This is a genomic window from Hymenobacter amundsenii (assembly GCF_002204745.1).
In the GTDB taxonomy this organism is placed as follows: domain Bacteria; phylum Bacteroidota; class Bacteroidia; order Cytophagales; family Hymenobacteraceae; genus Hymenobacter; species Hymenobacter amundsenii.
Genome location: NZ_NIRR01000001.1, coordinates 421,850 through 439,023 on the forward strand (window position 1 = coordinate 421,850; position 17,174 = coordinate 439,023).

The 17,174-nt window shown below is 63.2% G+C and carries 16 protein-coding genes; 9 read left to right on the top strand and 7 right to left on the bottom strand.

Features of this window, described 5'->3' with window-relative positions:
• Complete coding sequence (locus CDA63_RS01960; RefSeq protein WP_088462752.1) at positions 1 to 264, bottom strand: hypothetical protein; 264 nt, start codon at positions 262 to 264, stop codon at positions 1 to 3.
• Positions 261 to 1,952: a S8 family serine peptidase gene (locus CDA63_RS01965; RefSeq protein WP_088462753.1), complete on the bottom strand. Its 1,692-nt coding sequence runs from the start codon at positions 1,950 to 1,952 to the stop codon at positions 261 to 263. Before CDA63_RS01965 ends, CDA63_RS01960 begins: the two co-directional genes overlap by 4 nt.
• A gap of 1,003 nt (positions 1,953 to 2,955) precedes the next feature.
• Here CDA63_RS01965 and CDA63_RS01970 point away from each other — a divergent pair.
• Positions 2,956 to 3,189, top strand: coding sequence for a hypothetical protein (locus CDA63_RS01970; RefSeq protein WP_088462754.1), 234 nt, complete (start codon positions 2,956 to 2,958; stop codon positions 3,187 to 3,189).
• A 203-nt stretch (positions 3,190 to 3,392) separates the two neighbouring features.
• Here the strand turns inward: CDA63_RS01970 and CDA63_RS01975 are convergent, their stop codons facing one another.
• From CDA63_RS01975 to CDA63_RS01985, 3 genes are all read right to left on the bottom strand, one after another.
• Positions 3,393 to 4,784: a M20/M25/M40 family metallo-hydrolase gene (locus tag CDA63_RS01975; RefSeq protein WP_088462755.1), complete on the bottom strand. Its 1,392-nt coding sequence runs from the start codon at positions 4,782 to 4,784 to the stop codon at positions 3,393 to 3,395.
• 67 nt (positions 4,785 to 4,851) lie between these two features.
• Entirely contained in the window at positions 4,852 to 5,424 is a 573-nt protein-coding gene (locus tag CDA63_RS01980; RefSeq protein ID WP_165768153.1) for a SixA phosphatase family protein, read from the bottom strand.
• A 105-nt stretch (positions 5,425 to 5,529) separates the two neighbouring features.
• Positions 5,530 to 6,525: a DUF1028 domain-containing protein gene (locus CDA63_RS01985; RefSeq protein WP_088462757.1), complete on the bottom strand. Its 996-nt coding sequence runs from the start codon at positions 6,523 to 6,525 to the stop codon at positions 5,530 to 5,532.
• Between the two features lie 199 nt (positions 6,526 to 6,724).
• Between CDA63_RS01985 and CDA63_RS01990 the strand changes: the two genes are divergently transcribed.
• Positions 6,725 to 7,771 (top strand): ABC transporter ATP-binding protein, encoded by a 1,047-nt coding sequence (locus tag CDA63_RS01990; protein WP_088462758.1) that lies wholly within the window; start codon positions 6,725 to 6,727, stop codon positions 7,769 to 7,771.
• Between the two features lie 70 nt (positions 7,772 to 7,841).
• The gene (locus CDA63_RS01995) at positions 7,842 to 9,401 is read left to right on the top strand and encodes an ABC transporter permease/substrate-binding protein (protein ID WP_088462759.1); all 1,560 of its coding nucleotides are present in this window, start codon (positions 7,842 to 7,844) and stop codon (positions 9,399 to 9,401) included.
• Between the two features lie 15 nt (positions 9,402 to 9,416).
• Here CDA63_RS01995 and CDA63_RS02000 read toward each other — a convergent pair whose 3' ends face one another.
• Positions 9,417 to 10,145 (bottom strand): TIGR04283 family arsenosugar biosynthesis glycosyltransferase, encoded by a 729-nt coding sequence (locus CDA63_RS02000; RefSeq protein ID WP_088462760.1) that lies wholly within the window; start codon positions 10,143 to 10,145, stop codon positions 9,417 to 9,419.
• 163 nt (positions 10,146 to 10,308) lie between these two features.
• On the opposite strand from CDA63_RS02000, the gene CDA63_RS02005 reads away from it, so the two are divergent.
• From CDA63_RS02005 to CDA63_RS20730, 3 genes are all read left to right on the top strand, one after another.
• Positions 10,309 to 10,989 (top strand): response regulator transcription factor, encoded by a 681-nt coding sequence (locus CDA63_RS02005; RefSeq protein WP_088462761.1) that lies wholly within the window; start codon positions 10,309 to 10,311, stop codon positions 10,987 to 10,989.
• A 259-nt stretch (positions 10,990 to 11,248) separates the two neighbouring features.
• A complete protein-coding gene (locus CDA63_RS02010; RefSeq protein WP_165768154.1) occupies positions 11,249 to 12,580 on the top strand; it encodes a sensor histidine kinase in 1,332 nt (443 codons plus the stop codon).
• Positions 12,581 to 12,651: 71 nt separating this feature from the next.
• Complete coding sequence (locus CDA63_RS20730) at positions 12,652 to 12,822, top strand: hypothetical protein (RefSeq protein WP_165768155.1); 171 nt, start codon at positions 12,652 to 12,654, stop codon at positions 12,820 to 12,822.
• 75 nt (positions 12,823 to 12,897) lie between these two features.
• Here the strand turns inward: CDA63_RS20730 and surE are convergent, their stop codons facing one another.
• The gene (gene surE, locus CDA63_RS02015) at positions 12,898 to 13,779 is read right to left on the bottom strand and encodes a 5'/3'-nucleotidase SurE (RefSeq protein WP_088462763.1); all 882 of its coding nucleotides are present in this window, start codon (positions 13,777 to 13,779) and stop codon (positions 12,898 to 12,900) included.
• 127 nt (positions 13,780 to 13,906) lie between these two features.
• On the opposite strand from surE, the gene CDA63_RS02020 reads away from it, so the two are divergent.
• From CDA63_RS02020 to CDA63_RS02030, 3 genes are all read left to right on the top strand, one after another.
• Complete coding sequence (locus tag CDA63_RS02020) at positions 13,907 to 14,605, top strand: hypothetical protein (protein WP_088462764.1); 699 nt, start codon at positions 13,907 to 13,909, stop codon at positions 14,603 to 14,605.
• Between the two features lie 146 nt (positions 14,606 to 14,751).
• Positions 14,752 to 15,192, top strand: a complete 441-nt coding sequence (locus tag CDA63_RS02025) for a DoxX family protein (RefSeq protein ID WP_242434515.1) — start codon at positions 14,752 to 14,754, stop codon at positions 15,190 to 15,192.
• Positions 15,193 to 15,348: 156 nt separating this feature from the next.
• On the top strand, positions 15,349 to 17,082 hold the full coding sequence (locus CDA63_RS02030) for a M14 family metallopeptidase (RefSeq protein ID WP_088462765.1): 1,734 nt from the start codon (positions 15,349 to 15,351) through the stop codon (positions 17,080 to 17,082).
• Positions 17,083 to 17,174 lie beyond the last annotated feature (92 nt).

Sequence of the window (17,174 nt, forward strand, 5' to 3'; positions counted from 1 at the left end):
TCAGCCGCCACTTGTTACGCAGGCCCAGGAAAAACTCGCCCGACTCCGGATAGCGCAGATTGGCCCCGGGGCGGCCGGCCAGCCTACCACGGGCGCGAAGCCCAGGAACAGGTGCTGGTAAAAGGCCCGGTTGGGTCCGTAGCGGGCGGGCACCGAGTCGGCGGCCGGGTCGGCGCGCAGCAGTACCCGCTGGGCGAGTCCGGGCCGGGCCACCAGTAGGGCCAGCGTCAGCAGCAGCAGCGTGGTCGGAAGGGTTGGCTTCATAAGGCAGGAAAACTGGCCGTGTAGCCCCGGTAATGCACCCGCACCGAACCGCCGGGCGGCACCTGCGCCAATGGCACCCGCAGCACGGCCCGCTGGCTGACTTCGAGCACCTCGTAGCGCACCAGTTGGCCCCGGGCATCGCGCAGCTGCCAATAGAACCCGGCGGGCGGCCCGGGGGCCGGCGGCAGTTCTGGAGCAGCCTCGTTGGCCGGCCCTGCAGCGGCAGCTGCCAGCAGCGGTTGGCCCCGCCCCACCACCCGTACCGAATCGGCAAACAGGGGTAGTGCACGGGCCGGCACAAAGGCGGCCGCGGGGCGGATAATTACACTTAGAACGGAATCGGTGGAAACGAAATCGAAGGTAGGGGTTGGAGCTGTGGCTACGCCGGCCGTGAAATAGGTGGCCTGGGGCAAGCCGTAGCCGTGGGCGTAATCGAAGTACGGATACAGCTGGCCAGCCTGCTGCAGCCGGGCAAACAGTGCCATAACGGGCAAATCGCGCTGTTGCTGCCAGGCGCAGGCCGCGAAGCCCGCCACCAGGGGGCTGGCAAAGGAGGTGCCTTCGGTTCGTTCGAACCCGCCCGGCACGGCCGTAACGGCCACCCCAAACGCGGCTACGTTGGGCTTGAGCCGCCCGCCCGGGGCCGGGCCGTAGCTGCTGAAATCGAGGTGCAGGTAGGTAGACGGATCGAGCCCGCCCACGGCCAGCACCGAGTCGCCATCAGCGGGCGTGCCCACAGTGTGCCAGGCGGGGTCGTCGCCGGCATTGCCGGCAGCATTCACCACCAGCATGCCTTTGCGCACGGCCAGCTCGGCAGCCCGGGCCACGAGGCTGGTGCGGCCGTTCATCTGCTCGGGAAAATACCGGGCGTCGGTGTAGCCCAACGACGAGTTAATGATATCGGCCCCGAGGCGGTCGGCCCACTCGGCGGCGGCCAGCCAGGCTTCCTCTTCGGCGTACCGTTCGCGGAACATCTGCTCGGTGCGGGCCAGCAGGAATTCGGCCCCATCGGCCAGCCCCAGGTAGGTACTATCGGGCAGTTGGCCGGCGATACAGGAAAGCACTTCGGTACCGTGGTTGCCACCCCGGAACACATTAGGCGAACGGCGCAGGAAATCGTAGGTATCCACGATGGCCCGGCGGCGGCGCAAATGCGCGAAGGCCGGGTGGGTGTCGGTCCCGTTGAAGCCCACATCGAAGATGGCAATGCGCAGGCCCTGGCCCCGTAGGCCGGCCTGCCTGAAATCGGCTGCGCCCAGGGAGGCAGTTTGCTGGCGGGCCAGCGCCTGATCGGCGGCCGAGAGCGGGCGCGGGGCCAGCTTCGGCGCAGGGCCAGACGAGTGGCGGGCGGCGACCATCAGCGGAGCCTCGGGCCAGGCCACTACGGCCCTTATGCCGGGAAACTGGCGTAGCCGGACTACCTGAGCGGGCGTAGCCCGGCAGGATACGGCATTGAACCAGCGGCTAACCAGCGTGAGCGTATCGGTGGCGGCTTGCACCCGGGCCAGGTAGTCGGGGCGCACCGGAAAGTCGGTGCTGTCGCAGGCGGGCAGGTGCTGGCGGTGGCGGCGGGCCTGAGCCTGGGGGCTGAAATAGGCGGCTGGCCGCAACGTCTGGCCCGCTTTATCGCGGAACGTGACCCAGTAGCGGGCGGACGAAGTCGGCTGGGCAGCAGCTGGGCCCGACACTCCCCAAGTCAACAATCCGGCAATCAACCCGAAAAACAAGTAGCAGCGCAAGCGGAATCGGGGGTTAATGGATTTTCATGGCCTCTAAGGTACGATAAAGCGCCGGGCCGTGAGGCATGGCAGCGACTGATCAACTTCCTACAAATACGCGGTATTCTCAACCTGAATATGCCGGTTAAAGCGCGGGTTATCACCCGATTACAAAAACCATTTTAGTGTAATTATTACTACACTAACATTGCATTGGCTACTCGTATTCATCGAAATTCAGGGAATTTCATGAATACGCAGAAACACTAATTGCAATTCCAAGATCAGGCTTTTTGGGTAAGCTCGCTGGCAATAAAATGGATGAATAATGCCCGTCCAGCGAAATTTAGTTGTGATTTTCTCAGGTGCAGACTAATCGGCACACAAATGATTGCTCTTACTTGCTTAGCTAGCCAATGTATGAGATAATGAACCGATCCAATAGCACCGTTAAAAGCACGAAGCCTCAAGTGGTAGCGGTAATATAAATCAAGTACTTATTTACAGCCAGTCGCAGCTTGGTTCAAGCCCAAGACGCAACACCCGCCGCTAACATTGTTAACAATAATTTTGAGTGTATTACAGAATCGGGAATGCAACAGTCACCACCGAGTACTATATGAAAGATCCTCACCCATAGCAGTTTCAAGCACCGTAGCACCCATTGCCTACGTTTACGGCTTGCCCGTGGCCTAAAACGATTGAATCAGTTGATGAACCTATGGGTTTTCGTTGCGATATTATGCAAATGGGCGAGTGGATCTGATTATGTCCAACTCTAAAATAAGGTCGTTAGCAGACCTAGATGCTTATTTCAGAATGGGCACTTTATTCTTATTTTCGGAATACAAAGTATCCAAACTCTTTTTTCAGCCGTATTGCTAAATCATCATACCCATAGTAGTTGTTGAATTAGAAATAAAAACTCAACTTTGGGCTTTACTTCATCTTTTCAAAAATTAACCTCTTTCTAATGGCAACTGCTGATCTGAACAAGCTGCAACAAATTCTGGCCAACGCCGAAGATAACGACGCCGTACTCTCGCAAATCCGCAAGCAGGTATCAAAAATCAGCAGCATGGTCGAAGACCTGAACGCGATGCTGGACCCCGGCTACAAAATCGAGAAAAAAGAACGCAAGCCCCGCGCCGCCAATGGTACGGGCAAAGGCCCAGGCCGGCCGCGCAAAAACGCCGTAGCGGAATAGTTTTCCGGCACTGCGCCCCTAATTAAAACAGCCCGGTTACCTTTTCAGGTGGCCGGGCTGTTTTAATTACTGATGTTACGCACCGATTGCGCTCCAGCTTCAGAAACCCACTTCAGCTACTTCTGAAAAGGGCATTTGCGGGCAGCCTGCTAAGGTGGTGCGTAACATCAGTTAATTAGGGGCGCTGGGAAACAGGCAGGCGGCTACAAACCGTACTTGCTCAACAGATATATCAGGGCGGCCATGCTGGCTCCGCCCAATTCCAGTTCGCGGCGGTTCACCTTGTCGAAGGTATCGGCGGCGGTGTGGTGGATATCGAAGTAGCGTTGCGAGTCGCAATCGTAGCCAATGAGGGCCTTTACCTGGTCCTGGAGGGGCTCGATGTCGGTGCCGGAGTGGCCCACCACGAACTGGCCACTGTTATAGGGCACGAACAGGGGCTGCCAGGCCTGGATTTTGCGCACCACGGCCGGTGCGGCCTCAATATTGAAGCCCCGGGGCGTAAAGCCGCCGCCGTCGGACTCCATGGCGGCCAAGTGGTTCTCCTTATTCTGCTTGGCCACCTCGGCGTATTTGGTGCCGCCGCGCACGCCGTTTTCCTCATTCATAAACAGAACAGCCCGCACCGTGCGTTCGGGGCGCAGGCCGGTGGCTTTGAGCAGGCGCAGCACTTCCATGCTCTGCACGCAGCCCGTGCCATCGTCGTGGGCACCCTGGCCCAGGTCCCAGGAATCGAGGTGCCCCCCCACGCTGATGATTTGCTCGGGGTACTTCGCCCCCTTTATTTCCCCGATGACGTTGTAGCTTTTCACCTCGGGCAGCGTCTGGCAGCTCATTTCCAGCTCCACCGTCAGGGCTGCATCGGCCCGCAGCAGCTGGCTCAGTTCATCGGCGCCATTGGTGCTGAGGGCGGCGGCGGGCACCTGCACCACGCCGTCTTCGTAGCGCATGGTGCCGGTATGGGGGAAATCGTCGTGGGCCAGCGTAAGGCTGCGCACAAGCGCACCCACGGCCCCGCGCTTGGCGGCGGCGGCGGCCCCGCTACGGCGCTGGTCGCCGGCTTCCCCGTAGGCCCGGCCGGTTTCCACGTAGCGCGGGTTCATGGGACGGTTGAAGAACACGAACTTGCCCTTCACCTTCTCGGCAGGCAGTGCCGCCAGCTCGGCCAGGCTCTGCACCTCCACCACGCCGGCCCGGAGCTTACCGCCGGTGCCTACTGAGCCACCCAACGCGCATACGTTGAGCGCCACGCCTTTGCCCCGGTCGGCCCTGATCTGGGCTTTTTCCTTGGCCCCACGCACCCAATGGGGCACCATCACTTCCTGGAGGTATACCCGGTCGAGGCCCAGCTTTTCCATCGTGGTTTTGCCCCATTGCACGGCCTGCTCGGCCGAGGCCGAGCCGCTGAGGCGGCCCCCGATCTGGCCCGTGAGGTAGCGCAGGTTCTCGTAGCTCTCCCCCCGAGTCAGGGCTTCATCGTAAATCCGGCGGATGGCCACCGAGTCGGTTTTAGCTTGGGCCGAAGCGACCATAGGCGCGGCTGGCAACAGGGCCACCGCCAGCCACAGGGCACGGCGGAAAGAAGGTATTCGCATAAATGGAATCGGCAAAAACGGAAAATGAATCAGCGAAAAAGCGCATGCCCCAGATTGGCGGCAGCTATCAGGGCGTCATTTGCTGCCCGTATTGGTGGGCCTGGGCCGTGGCGGGCTGGGCTGGGTTGAGGGGCAGATGTACTTCGAGCAGGTAATCGTAGGCGGCATCGGGGATGGTGGGCACGGGCCGCGAGGCCCCCAGCGCCTCTACCGTTTCGAGGATGGTATTGGAGTGGCCTACCACCAGCACGGCCTGGCCAGGATAGTCGCGGCGGATGCGGGCGGCCAGTTCGGGCAGCTGGCCGGCATCGTAGAGCTGCACCGGCAGGCGGCGGGCATCGGCTAGCGGCTGGGCCGTGGCGCGGGTGCGGGCCGTATTGGTGCTGAATACGGCACTCAGGCGGGTCTGGCGCGGAATAACGGCCATCAGGGCCTGGGCGCGGGCCTGGCCAGCGGCCGTCAGGGGCGGATCGGCCAGGTCGGGGGTGAGGTCCTTTTCGGCGTGGCGCACTACGTACACCCGGGTTTCGGGACCAACCGAGCCGGCAACGGGAACCGGTTTGCGCACGCAGCTGCCAGCGGCGAACAGCAGCAGCAGTAGCACAACAACCAGCCGGGTAAGCGAGGATAAGCGGGGCATCGAATCAGGCATCTGGGAACAAAGAATCTGTAAAGGATAGCGAAGCCAGGCCGTGCGGGTTTGGGCCAGCGCCCATTTGCCCAGCTGCCACGGCGCTTTCAGCTGTTATTTCGCGCTTAGCACTTGCTTTAGTTCGTCGGCGGTGAGGGTAAGCAGGCCCACTTTGGGCAGGCGCTCGGTGAGCGTGCGCCAATTTGGCTCCTGCTTGAAAATGGGCCGGAGCAGCTTCAATGCCTCGGGCAGGCGCTGCTTATTGGCTAGGCTGATGGCATGCCAGTATTGCATTTCCAGGTTCTGAGGGAAGAGCTTCTCGGCCGCCTCGTACTCACGGATGGCCCCGGGCACGTCGTTTTTCTCCACCGCCAGGTCGCCGGCATTCATATGCTCGTAGGCCCGGCGCAGGCGCAGCAGCCGGCCCAGCTCGCGCAGGGGCTCGGCGCTATCGTCTACCCGCAGGTCCACGAGGCGGTCGGTCCAGGGCTCGGTGCTGGCCTGGCCCCGCACCACCAGTAGGGCCGCCGACTGCCGGCCCCGAATGTCGCCGCCCGCGCCTTGGGCCCCTTCCAGGGCCGCGAGCAGGCGTTCGGGCAAAGGCAGCTGGGCGTTGGCCTCGAAGGCCTGGGCCATGGCGGCGGGCACTTTTTCGGTGAGCATCATATTCGACTGCACCGAAAACTGCTTGCCCTGCTGGTGGCCGGCGTAGTCGATGCACTTGGCCCCAGTGTGGGTGGCCACCCGGCCTTGGTTATCCACGATGGCCACTTGGCGCACGTCGCGGCCCTCATCGGTGCGCAGCAGCTCATCGAGGGCCTGCTGGGCCGATTTGCCGCTTTTGAGCAATGCCAGCCCCCGGGGGCCGAACGACTTGTTGGTGAACGACTGGGTGGCCACCGCCCCCACCCCGGCCTCGGCCCAGCTCACGCTGGTGCCCACCGAAAACCAGTGGCTCTGCACGGCCACAGCCAACTCGCCGGTAGCAGGGTCGCGGGCCACAATGCTGTAGGTATGGGCCAGCGGGTCGGTGGCGCGGTATATCTGGGCGGCAGCGGGTTGCAGCAGGGCCAAACACAGGGCGAGGGCGGGGAGCAGGAAACGGTTCATTGCCTAAAGCTAAGCCAGAAACCGGGCGCGGCGCAAGTTTATCCGGCTTTCTGGGCTGATCGGGGCGGCTTCTTGGGCTGACTATCGGGCTGATCGGGGTCGGGCGCCGCAACTTTCGGCCGCTTAGCGGGTAGTATTCCTCCGGTCCGGGAGGGCCCGCCCCGTCCCGCCGTTTGCTTTCCGGTTATCTTGATGCCCTATGCCCACGACCGACCCCGTTATCGAAGCCCGCAACCTCACCAAGCATTATGGGCCCCACGCGGTGGTACAGGACGTGTCGTTTAGGGTAGCAGCGGGCCAGACGCTGGTGCTGCTGGGGCCAAGCGGCTGCGGTAAAACCACGCTGCTGCGCATGCTCAACCGTCTCGTGGAGCCCGACATCGGCGTGGTGCTCGTGAATGGGCACGATGTGCGCGACCAGCCAGCCGAGCAATTGCGCCGGGGCATGGGCTACGTGATTCAGCAAGTGGGCTTGCTGCCCCACTACACGGTGGCCGAAAACGTGGCCGTGGTGCCCCGGCTGCTGGGCCACGCGCCCGCTGCCATAGCGGCGCGCACCACCGAGCTGCTGGGGCGTTTGCACCTGCCCCCCGAGCGGTTCGCCGGCCGGTACCCGCGGCAGCTTTCGGGCGGGCAGCAGCAGCGGGTGGGCCTGGCCCGGGCGCTGGCCGCCGACCCGCCCATCATCCTGCTCGACGAACCCTTCGGCGCCCTCGACCCGATTACGCGGGCTAGCATCCGCCGCGAGTTCCGGGAGCTGCCCGAGCTGCGGCGCAAAACGATGGTCATGGTCACCCACGACGTGACGGAAGCCTTTGAGCTGGCCGACCAGATTTTGCTGCTCGATGCCGGGCAGGTGCAGCAGCTCGGGACGCCCCGGGAGTTGCTGCTACGGCCGGCCAACGACTTCGTGCGCCGCTTCTTCGCCGCCGAGCAGTTGGGCCTGCAACTCCGCGCGTTGCGGCTGGCTGACATAATGGCCGAGCTACCCCAGGCAAGCGATACAATCATCTTAACATATTCTGAATCAGATACACAACCACTTTCACTTACTGCAACGATTCAGGAGGCATTAGCGCAACTCGGCCAAGCGGCAGTGCCATCATTAGGCGAGTCAGCAGAGGCCCGCGTGTGGGTGCGGCCCACCGAAACCGCCGCCCCGGCCGACTTCCTGCCCCTTACCTACGCCACGCTCATGGCCGCCTTTGGGTACGCCGTCCGGCGGCTGGGGATTGAACAGCCGTAGGGGCAGGGCTTAGCTTCGCCCCTACTCGTTCTGTTCCTCACCTCCTCATCTCTTCACCCCATCATCCGCTTTGACCATCCTCTCCGAACTCCTCACTTTCTGGCAGGCCCAGGCCGACAAGATCGGGCAGCAGACCCTGCAACATATCGGGCTCACGGCAGCTTCCTTGGTGGCGGGCGTGGCGGTGGGTGTGCCGCTGGGGCTACTGCTCACGCGCCGCCCTCGCCTCGCGCCCTGGGTACTGGGCGGAGCCGGAGTGCTACAAACTATTCCGAGCATCGCGCTGCTGGGCTTCCTGATTCCGGTGCTGGGCATTGGGCCGGGGCCGGCTATTCTGGCGTTGTTCCTGTACTCGCTACTACCCATTGTGCGCAACACACTGGCGGGCGTACGGGGCGTAGATGCGGCCGTGGTGGACGCCGCCCGGGGACTGGGCCTTACCGATTGGCAGGTGTTGCGCCGGGTGGAGCTGCCACTGGCGTTGCCGGTACTGCTGGCCGGTATCCGCACGGCGGCCGTGATTAATGTGGGGGTGGCCACGCTGGCCGCCTACATTGCGGCGGGCGGACTGGGCGAGTTCATTTTCGGCGGCATTGCCCTGAATAATCCGGCCATGATTCTGGCCGGGGCCATTCCGGCCGCCGTGCTGGCATTACTCTTCGATGCCGCTTTGGCGGGGGTGCAGCGCCTGAGCGGCCGCCGCCTGGCCTGGGCCGGGCGGGCGCTGCTGGTGGGCCTACCCCTGCTGGCGGGCCTCTACCTGCTGCCTCGGGCCGCCTCCAAGCTGCTGGCCGGCTTCAGCCCCGAATTCGTGGGCCGCTCCGACGGGTTGCCGGGCCTACGCCGCACCTACGGCCTCCACCCCGCCTCGGTGGTACTGGCCCCGGCCCTGGTCTACGAGGCCGCCCGTACCGGCGACGTGGACCTGATCGACGGCTACTCCACCGACGGCCGCATCAAGGCCTACGACCTGCGCGTGCTCCGCGACGACCGCCACGCGTTTCCGCCCTACCAGGCCGTGCCCGTGGTGCGCCGCCAGACGCTCGACGAGCACCCCGAGCTGGTTCCCGCCCTGGCCCGCCTCGCCGGCCAGCTCTCCGATTCGGTGATGACGGAGCTGAATTACCGGGTCGATCTGAAGCACGAAACGCCCCGGGCCGTAGCCCTCGACTTCCTGCGCCGCCGGGGCCTCTGGCACGAGCCGCTGCCAGCCACCGGGGCCACCATCCGGCTGGGCTCCAAAATTTTCGGCGAGCAGTATATTCTGGCCGAGCTCTACGCGGCCCTCATTAGGGGCTACACCCACCTGGGCGTGGAGGCCAAAACCGGCCTGGGCGGCACCAGCATCTGCGCCGACGCGCTACGCACTGGTGCCATCGACCTCTATCCCGAATACACCGGCACCGGCCTGCTGGTGGTGCTGCAGCCCTCGCCCGCCGTCCTCGATTCGCTGGGGCCCGACCCGGCCGCCGTGCTCGGCTACGTGCGCCGCGAGTACCGCCGCCGCTACCAACTGGAGTGGCTGGAGCCGCTGGGCTTCAACAACACCTACGCCCTGCTCATGCGCCGCCAGCAAGCCGAGCGGCTGGGCATCCGCACGGTGTCGGAGCTAAGCGCGTATTTGCGGTAGGCGAAAACGACTCCTTCACAGCTTGTCCGACCGCACGAGCCGGCGGTATAGGTCGGCCAGCCGGGGTTGCGGCGCCCCCAGCCGGTAGAGCACGTTGAGCAGCAGAAACACGCCCTGTAATCGGTAAACCCCGTTTTCGCGGTATTTACGGGCCGAGGTGACGATGTAATTCGGCAGCACCCGGAAAGGCCCCTGCTGCCGTAGCCGCCGAGTGATTTCCTGGTCTTCGAACACGAGCAGCTCTTCGCGGTAGCCGCCGGCCCGCCGGAACACCTCGGCGCGGGCGAACAGACTTTGGTCGCCGTAGCGCACGGCCTCTACGTTGAAGCGCGTGAACCAAGCGTTGGCCCGCAAAAACCAGTGCGGCTCGTCGAAGCGCAGGCGGTAGCAGCCGCTGCCGTACCCAGCCGCCACGGCTTCGCGCAGGTCGGGCAGCAGCGTGGCGGGCGGGTGCGTATCGGCGTGCAGGAAGTACAGGATTTGGCCGGTGGCGTGGGCGGCGCCGTGGTTAAGCTGGACGGCCCGGCCCTTGCGCGGGCACGGCACCACCCGGGCTCCGCGGGCAGCGGCTTCGGCGGCGGTGCCATCGGTGCTACCGCCGTCGGCCACCACTATTTCTACGGTTTTGCCACCACCGCCGAGGCCGCGCAGGTGGTCGAGCAACTGGCCGATGTGGCCACCCTCGTTGAATGTGGGAATGATGATGCTGACGGAAAGCGGCGGCACGGCAGGGCCGGAAGGCATGAGGAGAACAGAAGGCGGGCCTCAACTTACGGAATCCGGGGCGGAGCGCCCAAAGCGGGCGGCGGTTTTCCGGTTGCGACCCTGCTGTTTGCTGGGCGCGTTCATGCGCTCTTCACGGCCTGGGTGCGTATGTTGCATCTTCATTTAGCTCCGCCCCCTCATTATGCACGTACTCATTGTCGAAGACGAGAAAAGCCTGCACCAAGAAGTGCAGCAGTTTCTGCTCCAGTCCCAATACCTCGTCGATTCGGCCTACACCTACGCCGAGGCATCGGAGAAAATCTTTGTCAATAGCTACGATTTCGTGCTCCTCGACCTAGGCCTGCCCGGCGGCGACGGCCTCGACCTGCTGCGCGAAGCCCGCCGCAACGACCGACAGGAGGCTTCGTTTATCATCCTCACGGCCCGCGGTGGCATCGACGACCGGGTGAAGGGCCTTGATTTGGGAGCCGACGACTACCTGCCCAAGCCGTTTTCGCTGCTGGAGCTGCAAAGCCGGATGCACGCCATTACCCGCCGCAAGTTCGGCCTCAAGCGCCAGGAGCTCACCTTCGGGGCCGGCTTCGAGCTCGAAGCCACCGGCCGCACTATCCGCCACGAAGGCCAGGACATTGCCCTCACCAAAAAGGAGTTCGACCTGCTTCATTATTTGCTGCTGCACAAAAACCGCGTGCTTACCCGCCTGCAGCTCGGCGAGCACCTCTGGGGCAACGTGCTCGAAGACGACTCCGACTCCAACTACATCGACGTCCACATCAAAAACCTGCGCAAGAAGCTCAGCCAGTTCGCCCCCGCCGACTTCCTCGAAACCGTCCGCGGCATCGGGTATCGGATTGTGGGGTAGGGAGTGGCTGAGAAGTGAGAAGTGAGAAGTGAGAAGTGAGAAGTGAGAAACGGTACGCGAGACCGGCGTATAAGGGTCGTCATGCTTGATCTGGCGTCCGCGCAGTCGAAGCATCTCTCCCGCAGCGGTAATCTTCACATCTGATGGGCACCACAACGAAGCGGGAGAGATGCTTCGGCTGCGCGGACGCCAGATCAAGCATGACAGCATCATTGCAAACCAAACGCTTTCCAACCCTTCATCTTTAACGCAACACGGCATGCGCCTCGAAGCGAAACTGGCTCTGTTTAATGCCTTGTCGAAGCTGCTGCTGGTGCTGCTGGGGGTGGTCGTGATTCCGCCCATTGTGGGGCGGGTGGCGGTAAGCCACACCGATGAGCGGTTGCAGGAAAAGCGCCAGGAGGTGCTCGACCTCATCCGGCGCGACGGTATTTTGACCTTCGTGCAGGGCGAGGAATACGCCGATTACAACATCCTTAAGCAGGAATACATCACCCTTACGGCCCTGCCCAACACGCCCCAGGCCCAGCATGCCCCCCACCCGCCGCGTATTTTCGTCGAGCCCCGGCAGGTCGATAACCAAATCGAGGACTTTCGCATCCTGAGCCAGCAGTTCAGCTCCAACGGCCGCAACTACCGTCTCGAAATCGGCTCCTCGCTGGCTACAGTGGAGCTGCTGACGGCTACGCTACGGCGCATGGCGCTGTGGGTGCTCGTGATTGGGGCGGCCCTCACCATTTTTACCGATGCGGCTTTTGCCCACTACCTGCTGCAGCCGCTGCATCGGCTAATTGCGCGCAAGCTCGAAGGCGTGCATCATCCCTCGGCCTTCTCCTACGAACCCCTGACGACCACCACGACCGACTTCCGCCGCCTCGACGACAGCCTCAACGAGATGATGCGCCTGATTCAGTCGGCCTTCGAGAAGGAGCGCGAGTTTATGAGCAACGTTTCGCACGAGCTGCTGACGCCAGTGAGCATTCTGCAGTCGAGATTCGAGAACATGCTCCAGGACCCCGAACTGGGCCACGCGTACTCGCTTAAAATCGTAGATTCACAGAAGACCCTCTACCGGCTGCGCAACACGGTAAAAACGCTGCTGCTCATCGCCAACATCGAAAACGAGCAGTACCTGCGCGAAGACACGGTATCCCTGGCGGCCGTGCTGGCCGACGTGACCAATGAACTGGACGACCGGCTGGCCCAGCGTGAGGTTCATTTGCTGGAAGATTTGCGGCCCGATTACGTGCTGCCCCGGGCCAACCGCACGCTGCTCTTCACACTGCTCTTCAATCTGATCAGCAACGCCATCAAATACAACCGCTGGGGCGGCAGCATTACGGTAACGGGTCGCCCCCACCCCCAAGGTGGCTACCGGCTGGCCGTTACCGATACCGGCCCGGGCATCGCGGCCCAGCACCTGCCCCATTTGTTCGACCGGTTCCGGCGGTTTCAGGGTGGCGCCTCGGCTCCCGAGGGCTACGGGCTGGGCCTACCGATTGCCAAAACCATTGCCGAATTCCACAAAGCCCCGCTTACCGTGGAGTCGGAGGAGGGCCAGGGCACCACATTCGCACTTTGGTTTCCGTGAGTTAAGCCGTTCACGCGGGCTTCATTTGGGAGCGGGTATTTTTGGATAGGCTCCGTTTTCCCGCCCCCATTATGAAGAAGCTGCTACTCCTGCTGGCCCTGCTGTTGGGCATTCTCTGGCTGCTTCACCAGTGGCTCCCGCCTGCGCTGCCAGCTTCCCGGCACCTGGCGGCCGTGCCCGTCATCCGCAAGCCCGACCACGCCACCACTGCGCATCCTAAGCGCGTGTCGCTACCTCGGTAAGGGGTGGTCAATGAATGAAAAGGAACGTCATTCAGCGCAAAGCCAAGAATGACGTTCTTTTTTACCCAGTTGCCGCTATCCCAACCCTTCGGGCGATTTGCCGGGCATGGGGGCGGCGCTGCCGGGGGCGGCTACGGGCAGTGGCTGGCCCCGGGGGGCAGGCATGGGGCTCATATCCCAGTTTTCGTTCATCTCGTGCAGGGCCTTGCGCGAGGTTAGGTCGTACTGGCAGGGCACGATGGACACGTAATTATTGGCCAGCGCGTACTCGTCGGTGTCCTGGCCCTTATCCTCGTTCACGAACGAGCCGATGAGCCAGTAGTAAGGGCGCTGGTAGGGGTCGTAGCGCAAATCGAATTCTTCCTGCCACTTGGCTCGGGCCTGGCGGCAGAGGCGGGCGCCGGCAATAGGCTGGTCGGATTTCTTGGGAATGTTCACGTTGAGGGCCGTACCGGCGGGGATGCCGTGCCGCAGCGCCTGGCGAGCCAGCAGCTCCACCCACTCCTCGGCGTGCGAGAAATCGGCGTCGTGACCATAATCGCAGAGCGAGAAGCCGATGGCCGGTAGCCCTTCGATAGCCGCCTCAATGGCTGCCGACATCGTGCCCGAGTACAGCACGTTCACGGCCGAATTCGAGCCGTGGTTGATGCCCGATACCACCAGGTCGGGGCGGCGGTCCTTGAGCACGTGGTGCTTGGCCAGCTTCACGCAGTCGGCGGGGGTGCCACTGCACTCGTAGGCTTCAATGCCTTCAAAAATAGGGTTGGCATCGAGGCGCAACGGCTGGCCGATGGTAATGGCGTGGCCCATGCCCGACTGGGGCGAGTTGGGCGCCACGACGACGACCTCGCCGAGGCGGCGCATCACACGCACCAGCACGGCAATTCCGGGGGCGGTAATGCCGTCGTCGTTGGAAATCAGAATCAGCGGTCTTTTGGCTTGCGAAGTCACGGACAACAGGGAATAGATGGAACGGCAGGGAAAGTAACGCAACGGGGCGGCCGGGCGGCCCCATTGGGCTGGCTAACGGCAGCCAGGGGCCGGATGTTTTCAACTCCCGGTTTCCGAGTGCGTATAGCCCCGGATGCTGACTACTGTTTTATTTTCGCGGCGAAGCGCCGCTGCGCTGCTGGCGGGCCTGCTGCTGGCGGGCTGCGACGGGGCCGCCCCTGGTACCCAAACCCCAACTGGCCAGGCCGCTCCGCCCTTCGTGGCCGAAAGCGGGCAGCCGGTCGGCACCCCGGGCGCCGACCCGGTGGCTCGGCAGGCCAACGCCCCGGCCGCTTCGGGTGCCCCCCTCCCCGACTCGTTGCACCTGCTGAGCCCCAGCCAGGCCGGCCCGCTACGGCTGGGCCTGACCCAGAGCCGACTCGAAGAACTGGTGCCAGCCAGCCGGTTACGGTCCATTACCTACACCGAAAAGGGCCGCACGTTGCCCGCCTACGAGCTAGTCGACGCTACCAACTCCGACGCTCCCGTTACCCGCCTCTATCTCACAACGGCTCCGAACCAGGGCCAGAAAGTACTGCACCGGATGCTCATCACCGACCCGCAGTACCGCACGGCCGAAGGTATTGGGGTGGGCTCGCCGTTCGGGGCGGCGCGCCAGAACCTGGGCTTCACCCGCCTGCGCAACACCCCCGCCGGACTAGCGGCCGTGTCGGGCGAGGTGCGTCTGGCCTGGCTGATTGACCCCAACTCGCTGCCCGCCGGCGCCGACCAGACGCTGCCCGCTGCCGCCGTACCGCCGGCGGCCCGCATCACCGGCGTGCTGCTCTACTAAATGGTCTTTGCGGGCTGGCCAGCCGGGTTTGCGCGGGTACGGGTATTGTACACTGCAGCAAATAATGTACTTTGGCCGAACTATATACGGGCTACCGTATTGCTTTTGTCGAACCACTTGCTCCCGGCCCAGCTGGCTGCCCGCTCATGGCTTTGTTTGAAAATCGTTACCGCACCCACGATTTGGGCCTGCTACTGCTTCGTGTAGGCATTGGTTTCATGTTCACCATTCACGGCTACCCCAAGCTCACGGGCGGCCCGGCGGCCTGGGCCGAAATCGGGGGTGTTATGAAGCTGGTGGGGCTGAACTTCGCCCCGGCTTTCTGGGGCTTTCTGGCTGCCTTCGCGGAGGCCATTGGCGGGCAATTACTGGCCGTGGGCCTGTTTTTCCGCTGGACCTGTGCGCTGCTGTTAGGCACCATGGTGATGGCGACCATTATGCACCTGAGTAAGGGTGACGGCTTCAATGAATACTCCCACGCCCTCGAATCGAGCTTCCTGTTCCTGGGCCTTGCCTTCGCCGCCCGGGCCGATTTAGCCTCGACCAGCTCCTGTTCCCGGCCGCTCGGAGGCTGTATTAGCGCATAGGCATTGGAGCAGTAGGAATTCGCTGTGGCCCGGACTTCAGTCCGTAGCTCAATAGCGACGAAGAGCAAGTGCATCGGCTACGGATTGAAGTGCGGGCCATAGCCGGGCAGAAATGCGACGGGTTAGCCATCTTTGCCGACACGCTACTCCTGTCCTATGCTCCTGCTGTCCCTGTTCTCCCTGCTGCTGACCGCGCCCGCTACCCCGGCTCCCGACTGGCGCACGCCCTTCGAGCGCGGCAACGGCAACACCACCGCCACCTACGATGAGTGTATTGCTTACTACCAGCGCCTTGATGCGGCTTACCCCGAAATCCAGCTGAGCGAGGCGGGCACCACCGACAGCGGCCGGCCCCTGCACGTGGTAGTGCTATCGGGCGACGGCGACACGGACCCGGTTTCGTTGCGGGCCAAGGGGCGGCGCATCGTGTTTATTCAGAACGGCATCCATCCCGGCGAACCCGAGGGCATCGATGCCAGCCTGATGCTGACCCGCGACTACGTGCAGCAAAAGGCCCTGCACCGCCAGCTCGACGATGTGGTGCTGGTTATTATTCCGATTTATAACGTGGGCGGGGCCCTCAACCGCAACACCGGCACCCGCACCAACCAGAACGGACCCGAGAGCTACGGCTTCCGGGGCAACGCCCGCAACCTCGACCTCAACCGCGACTACATCAAGCAGGATTCGCGCAACGCCCGCTCGTTTGCGGCCCTGTTTCAGCGCTGGCAACCCGATGTGTACGTGGATACCCACACCTCCAACGGGGCCGACTACCAGTACACGCTCACGCTCATTGCCACCCAGAAAGACAAGCTCCACCCCGCCCTCAGCCAGTATATGCAGCAGGAGTTGCTGCCCGCGCTCTACGGCGGCATGGACCAAAAAAAGTGGTACCTGACGCCTTACGTCGACTTCGCGGGCCGCACGCCCGATGCCCGCGGTCTGGTGGGCTTCCTGGAAACCCCGCGCTACTCGACTGGCTACACCACGCTGTTCAATACCATCGGGTTCGTGACTGAAACCCACATGCTGAAGGCCTACACGCCCCGGGTGCGGGCCACTTACGACTTCCTGAGCCTGCTCATCGGTACGGTGCAGCGGCAGCGAGTTGCCTTGGCTGCGGCGCGGGCCACGGCCACTTTGCAAACCCAGCAGCAACAGCAGTTTGCCCTGGGCTGGCGGCTCGATACCACGGCCGCCGAACAGTTTACGTTCCGGGGCTACGCGGGCAAGACCAAAACCAGCGACGTTAGCGCTCAGCCCCGCCTTTACTACGACCGGCAGGCTCCCTACACCAAACCGATTCCGTACTACAATACCTTCCGGCCCACTACCACGGTGCAACGGCCCCGCGCCTACGTAGTACCCCAGGCCTGGGGCGAAGTCGTGGAGCGCCTGCGCCTCTCGGGCGTACAGCTGCGTCCGTTGTCAATGGATACGGTTATCAACGGCGAAACCTACTACATCGAGGATTACAAAACCGGCTCCCGGCCCTACGAAGGCCACTACCTGCACACCGGGGTGCAGGTGCGTACGGTGCAGCAGCCCCGCTCCTTTCTGCGCGGCGACTATTACGTTTCGCTCGACCAGCCCGCCGCCCGCTACCTCATCGAAACCCTCGAACCCCAGGCCACCGACTCGTTTTTTGCCTGGGGCTTTTTCGACAGCATGCTCCAGCAGAAGGAGCACTTTTCCGATTACGTGTTCGAGGACCTGGCTGCCAACCTGCTCCGCCAGCAGCCCGCCCTCCGCGCCCAATTCGACCAAAAGAAGCAAGCCGACCCAGCCTTTGCGGCCAGCGGCCCCGCCCAGCTCGACTGGATTTACCAGCAGTCTGACCACTACGAGCCTAGCTACCTACGCTACCCGGTACTGCGGGTGCGATAGGGTCGATGAATAATTAACCCTGTAAATGTGCTGTCATCCTGAGCGGCGCGAAGGACCTTGAACTATCCTATAACGCCGGCCAACAAGGTGGT

Excerpts from the sequence above, each read along its gene's own strand:
- CDA63_RS01980 (WP_165768153.1), bottom strand. The coding sequence starts at position 5,424 with ATGCCCCGCTTATCCTCGCTTACCCGGCTGGTTGTTGTGCTACTGCTG.
- CDA63_RS01960 (WP_088462752.1), bottom strand. The coding sequence starts at position 264 with ATGAAGCCAACCCTTCCGACCACGCTGCTGCTGCTGACGCTGGCCCTA.
- CDA63_RS01990 (WP_088462758.1), top strand. The coding sequence starts at position 6,725 with ATGCCCACGACCGACCCCGTTATCGAAGCCCGCAACCTCACCAAGCAT.
- CDA63_RS02000 (WP_088462760.1), bottom strand. The coding sequence starts at position 10,145 with ATGCCTTCCGGCCCTGCCGTGCCGCCGCTTTCCGTCAGCATCATCATT.
- CDA63_RS01985 (WP_088462757.1), bottom strand. The coding sequence starts at position 6,525 with ATGAACCGTTTCCTGCTCCCCGCCCTCGCCCTGTGTTTGGCCCTGCTG.
- CDA63_RS02020 (WP_088462764.1), top strand. The coding sequence starts at position 13,907 with ATGCTGACTACTGTTTTATTTTCGCGGCGAAGCGCCGCTGCGCTGCTG.
- CDA63_RS20730 (WP_165768155.1), top strand. The coding sequence starts at position 12,652 with ATGAAGAAGCTGCTACTCCTGCTGGCCCTGCTGTTGGGCATTCTCTGG.
- CDA63_RS02010 (WP_165768154.1), top strand. The coding sequence starts at position 11,249 with ATGCGCCTCGAAGCGAAACTGGCTCTGTTTAATGCCTTGTCGAAGCTG.
- CDA63_RS02005 (WP_088462761.1), top strand. The coding sequence starts at position 10,309 with ATGCACGTACTCATTGTCGAAGACGAGAAAAGCCTGCACCAAGAAGTG.
- CDA63_RS02030 (WP_088462765.1), top strand. The coding sequence starts at position 15,349 with ATGCTCCTGCTGTCCCTGTTCTCCCTGCTGCTGACCGCGCCCGCTACC.
- CDA63_RS02025 (WP_242434515.1), top strand. The coding sequence starts at position 14,752 with ATGGCTTTGTTTGAAAATCGTTACCGCACCCACGATTTGGGCCTGCTA.
- CDA63_RS01975 (WP_088462755.1), bottom strand. The coding sequence starts at position 4,784 with ATGCGAATACCTTCTTTCCGCCGTGCCCTGTGGCTGGCGGTGGCCCTG.
- CDA63_RS01970 (WP_088462754.1), top strand. The coding sequence starts at position 2,956 with ATGGCAACTGCTGATCTGAACAAGCTGCAACAAATTCTGGCCAACGCC.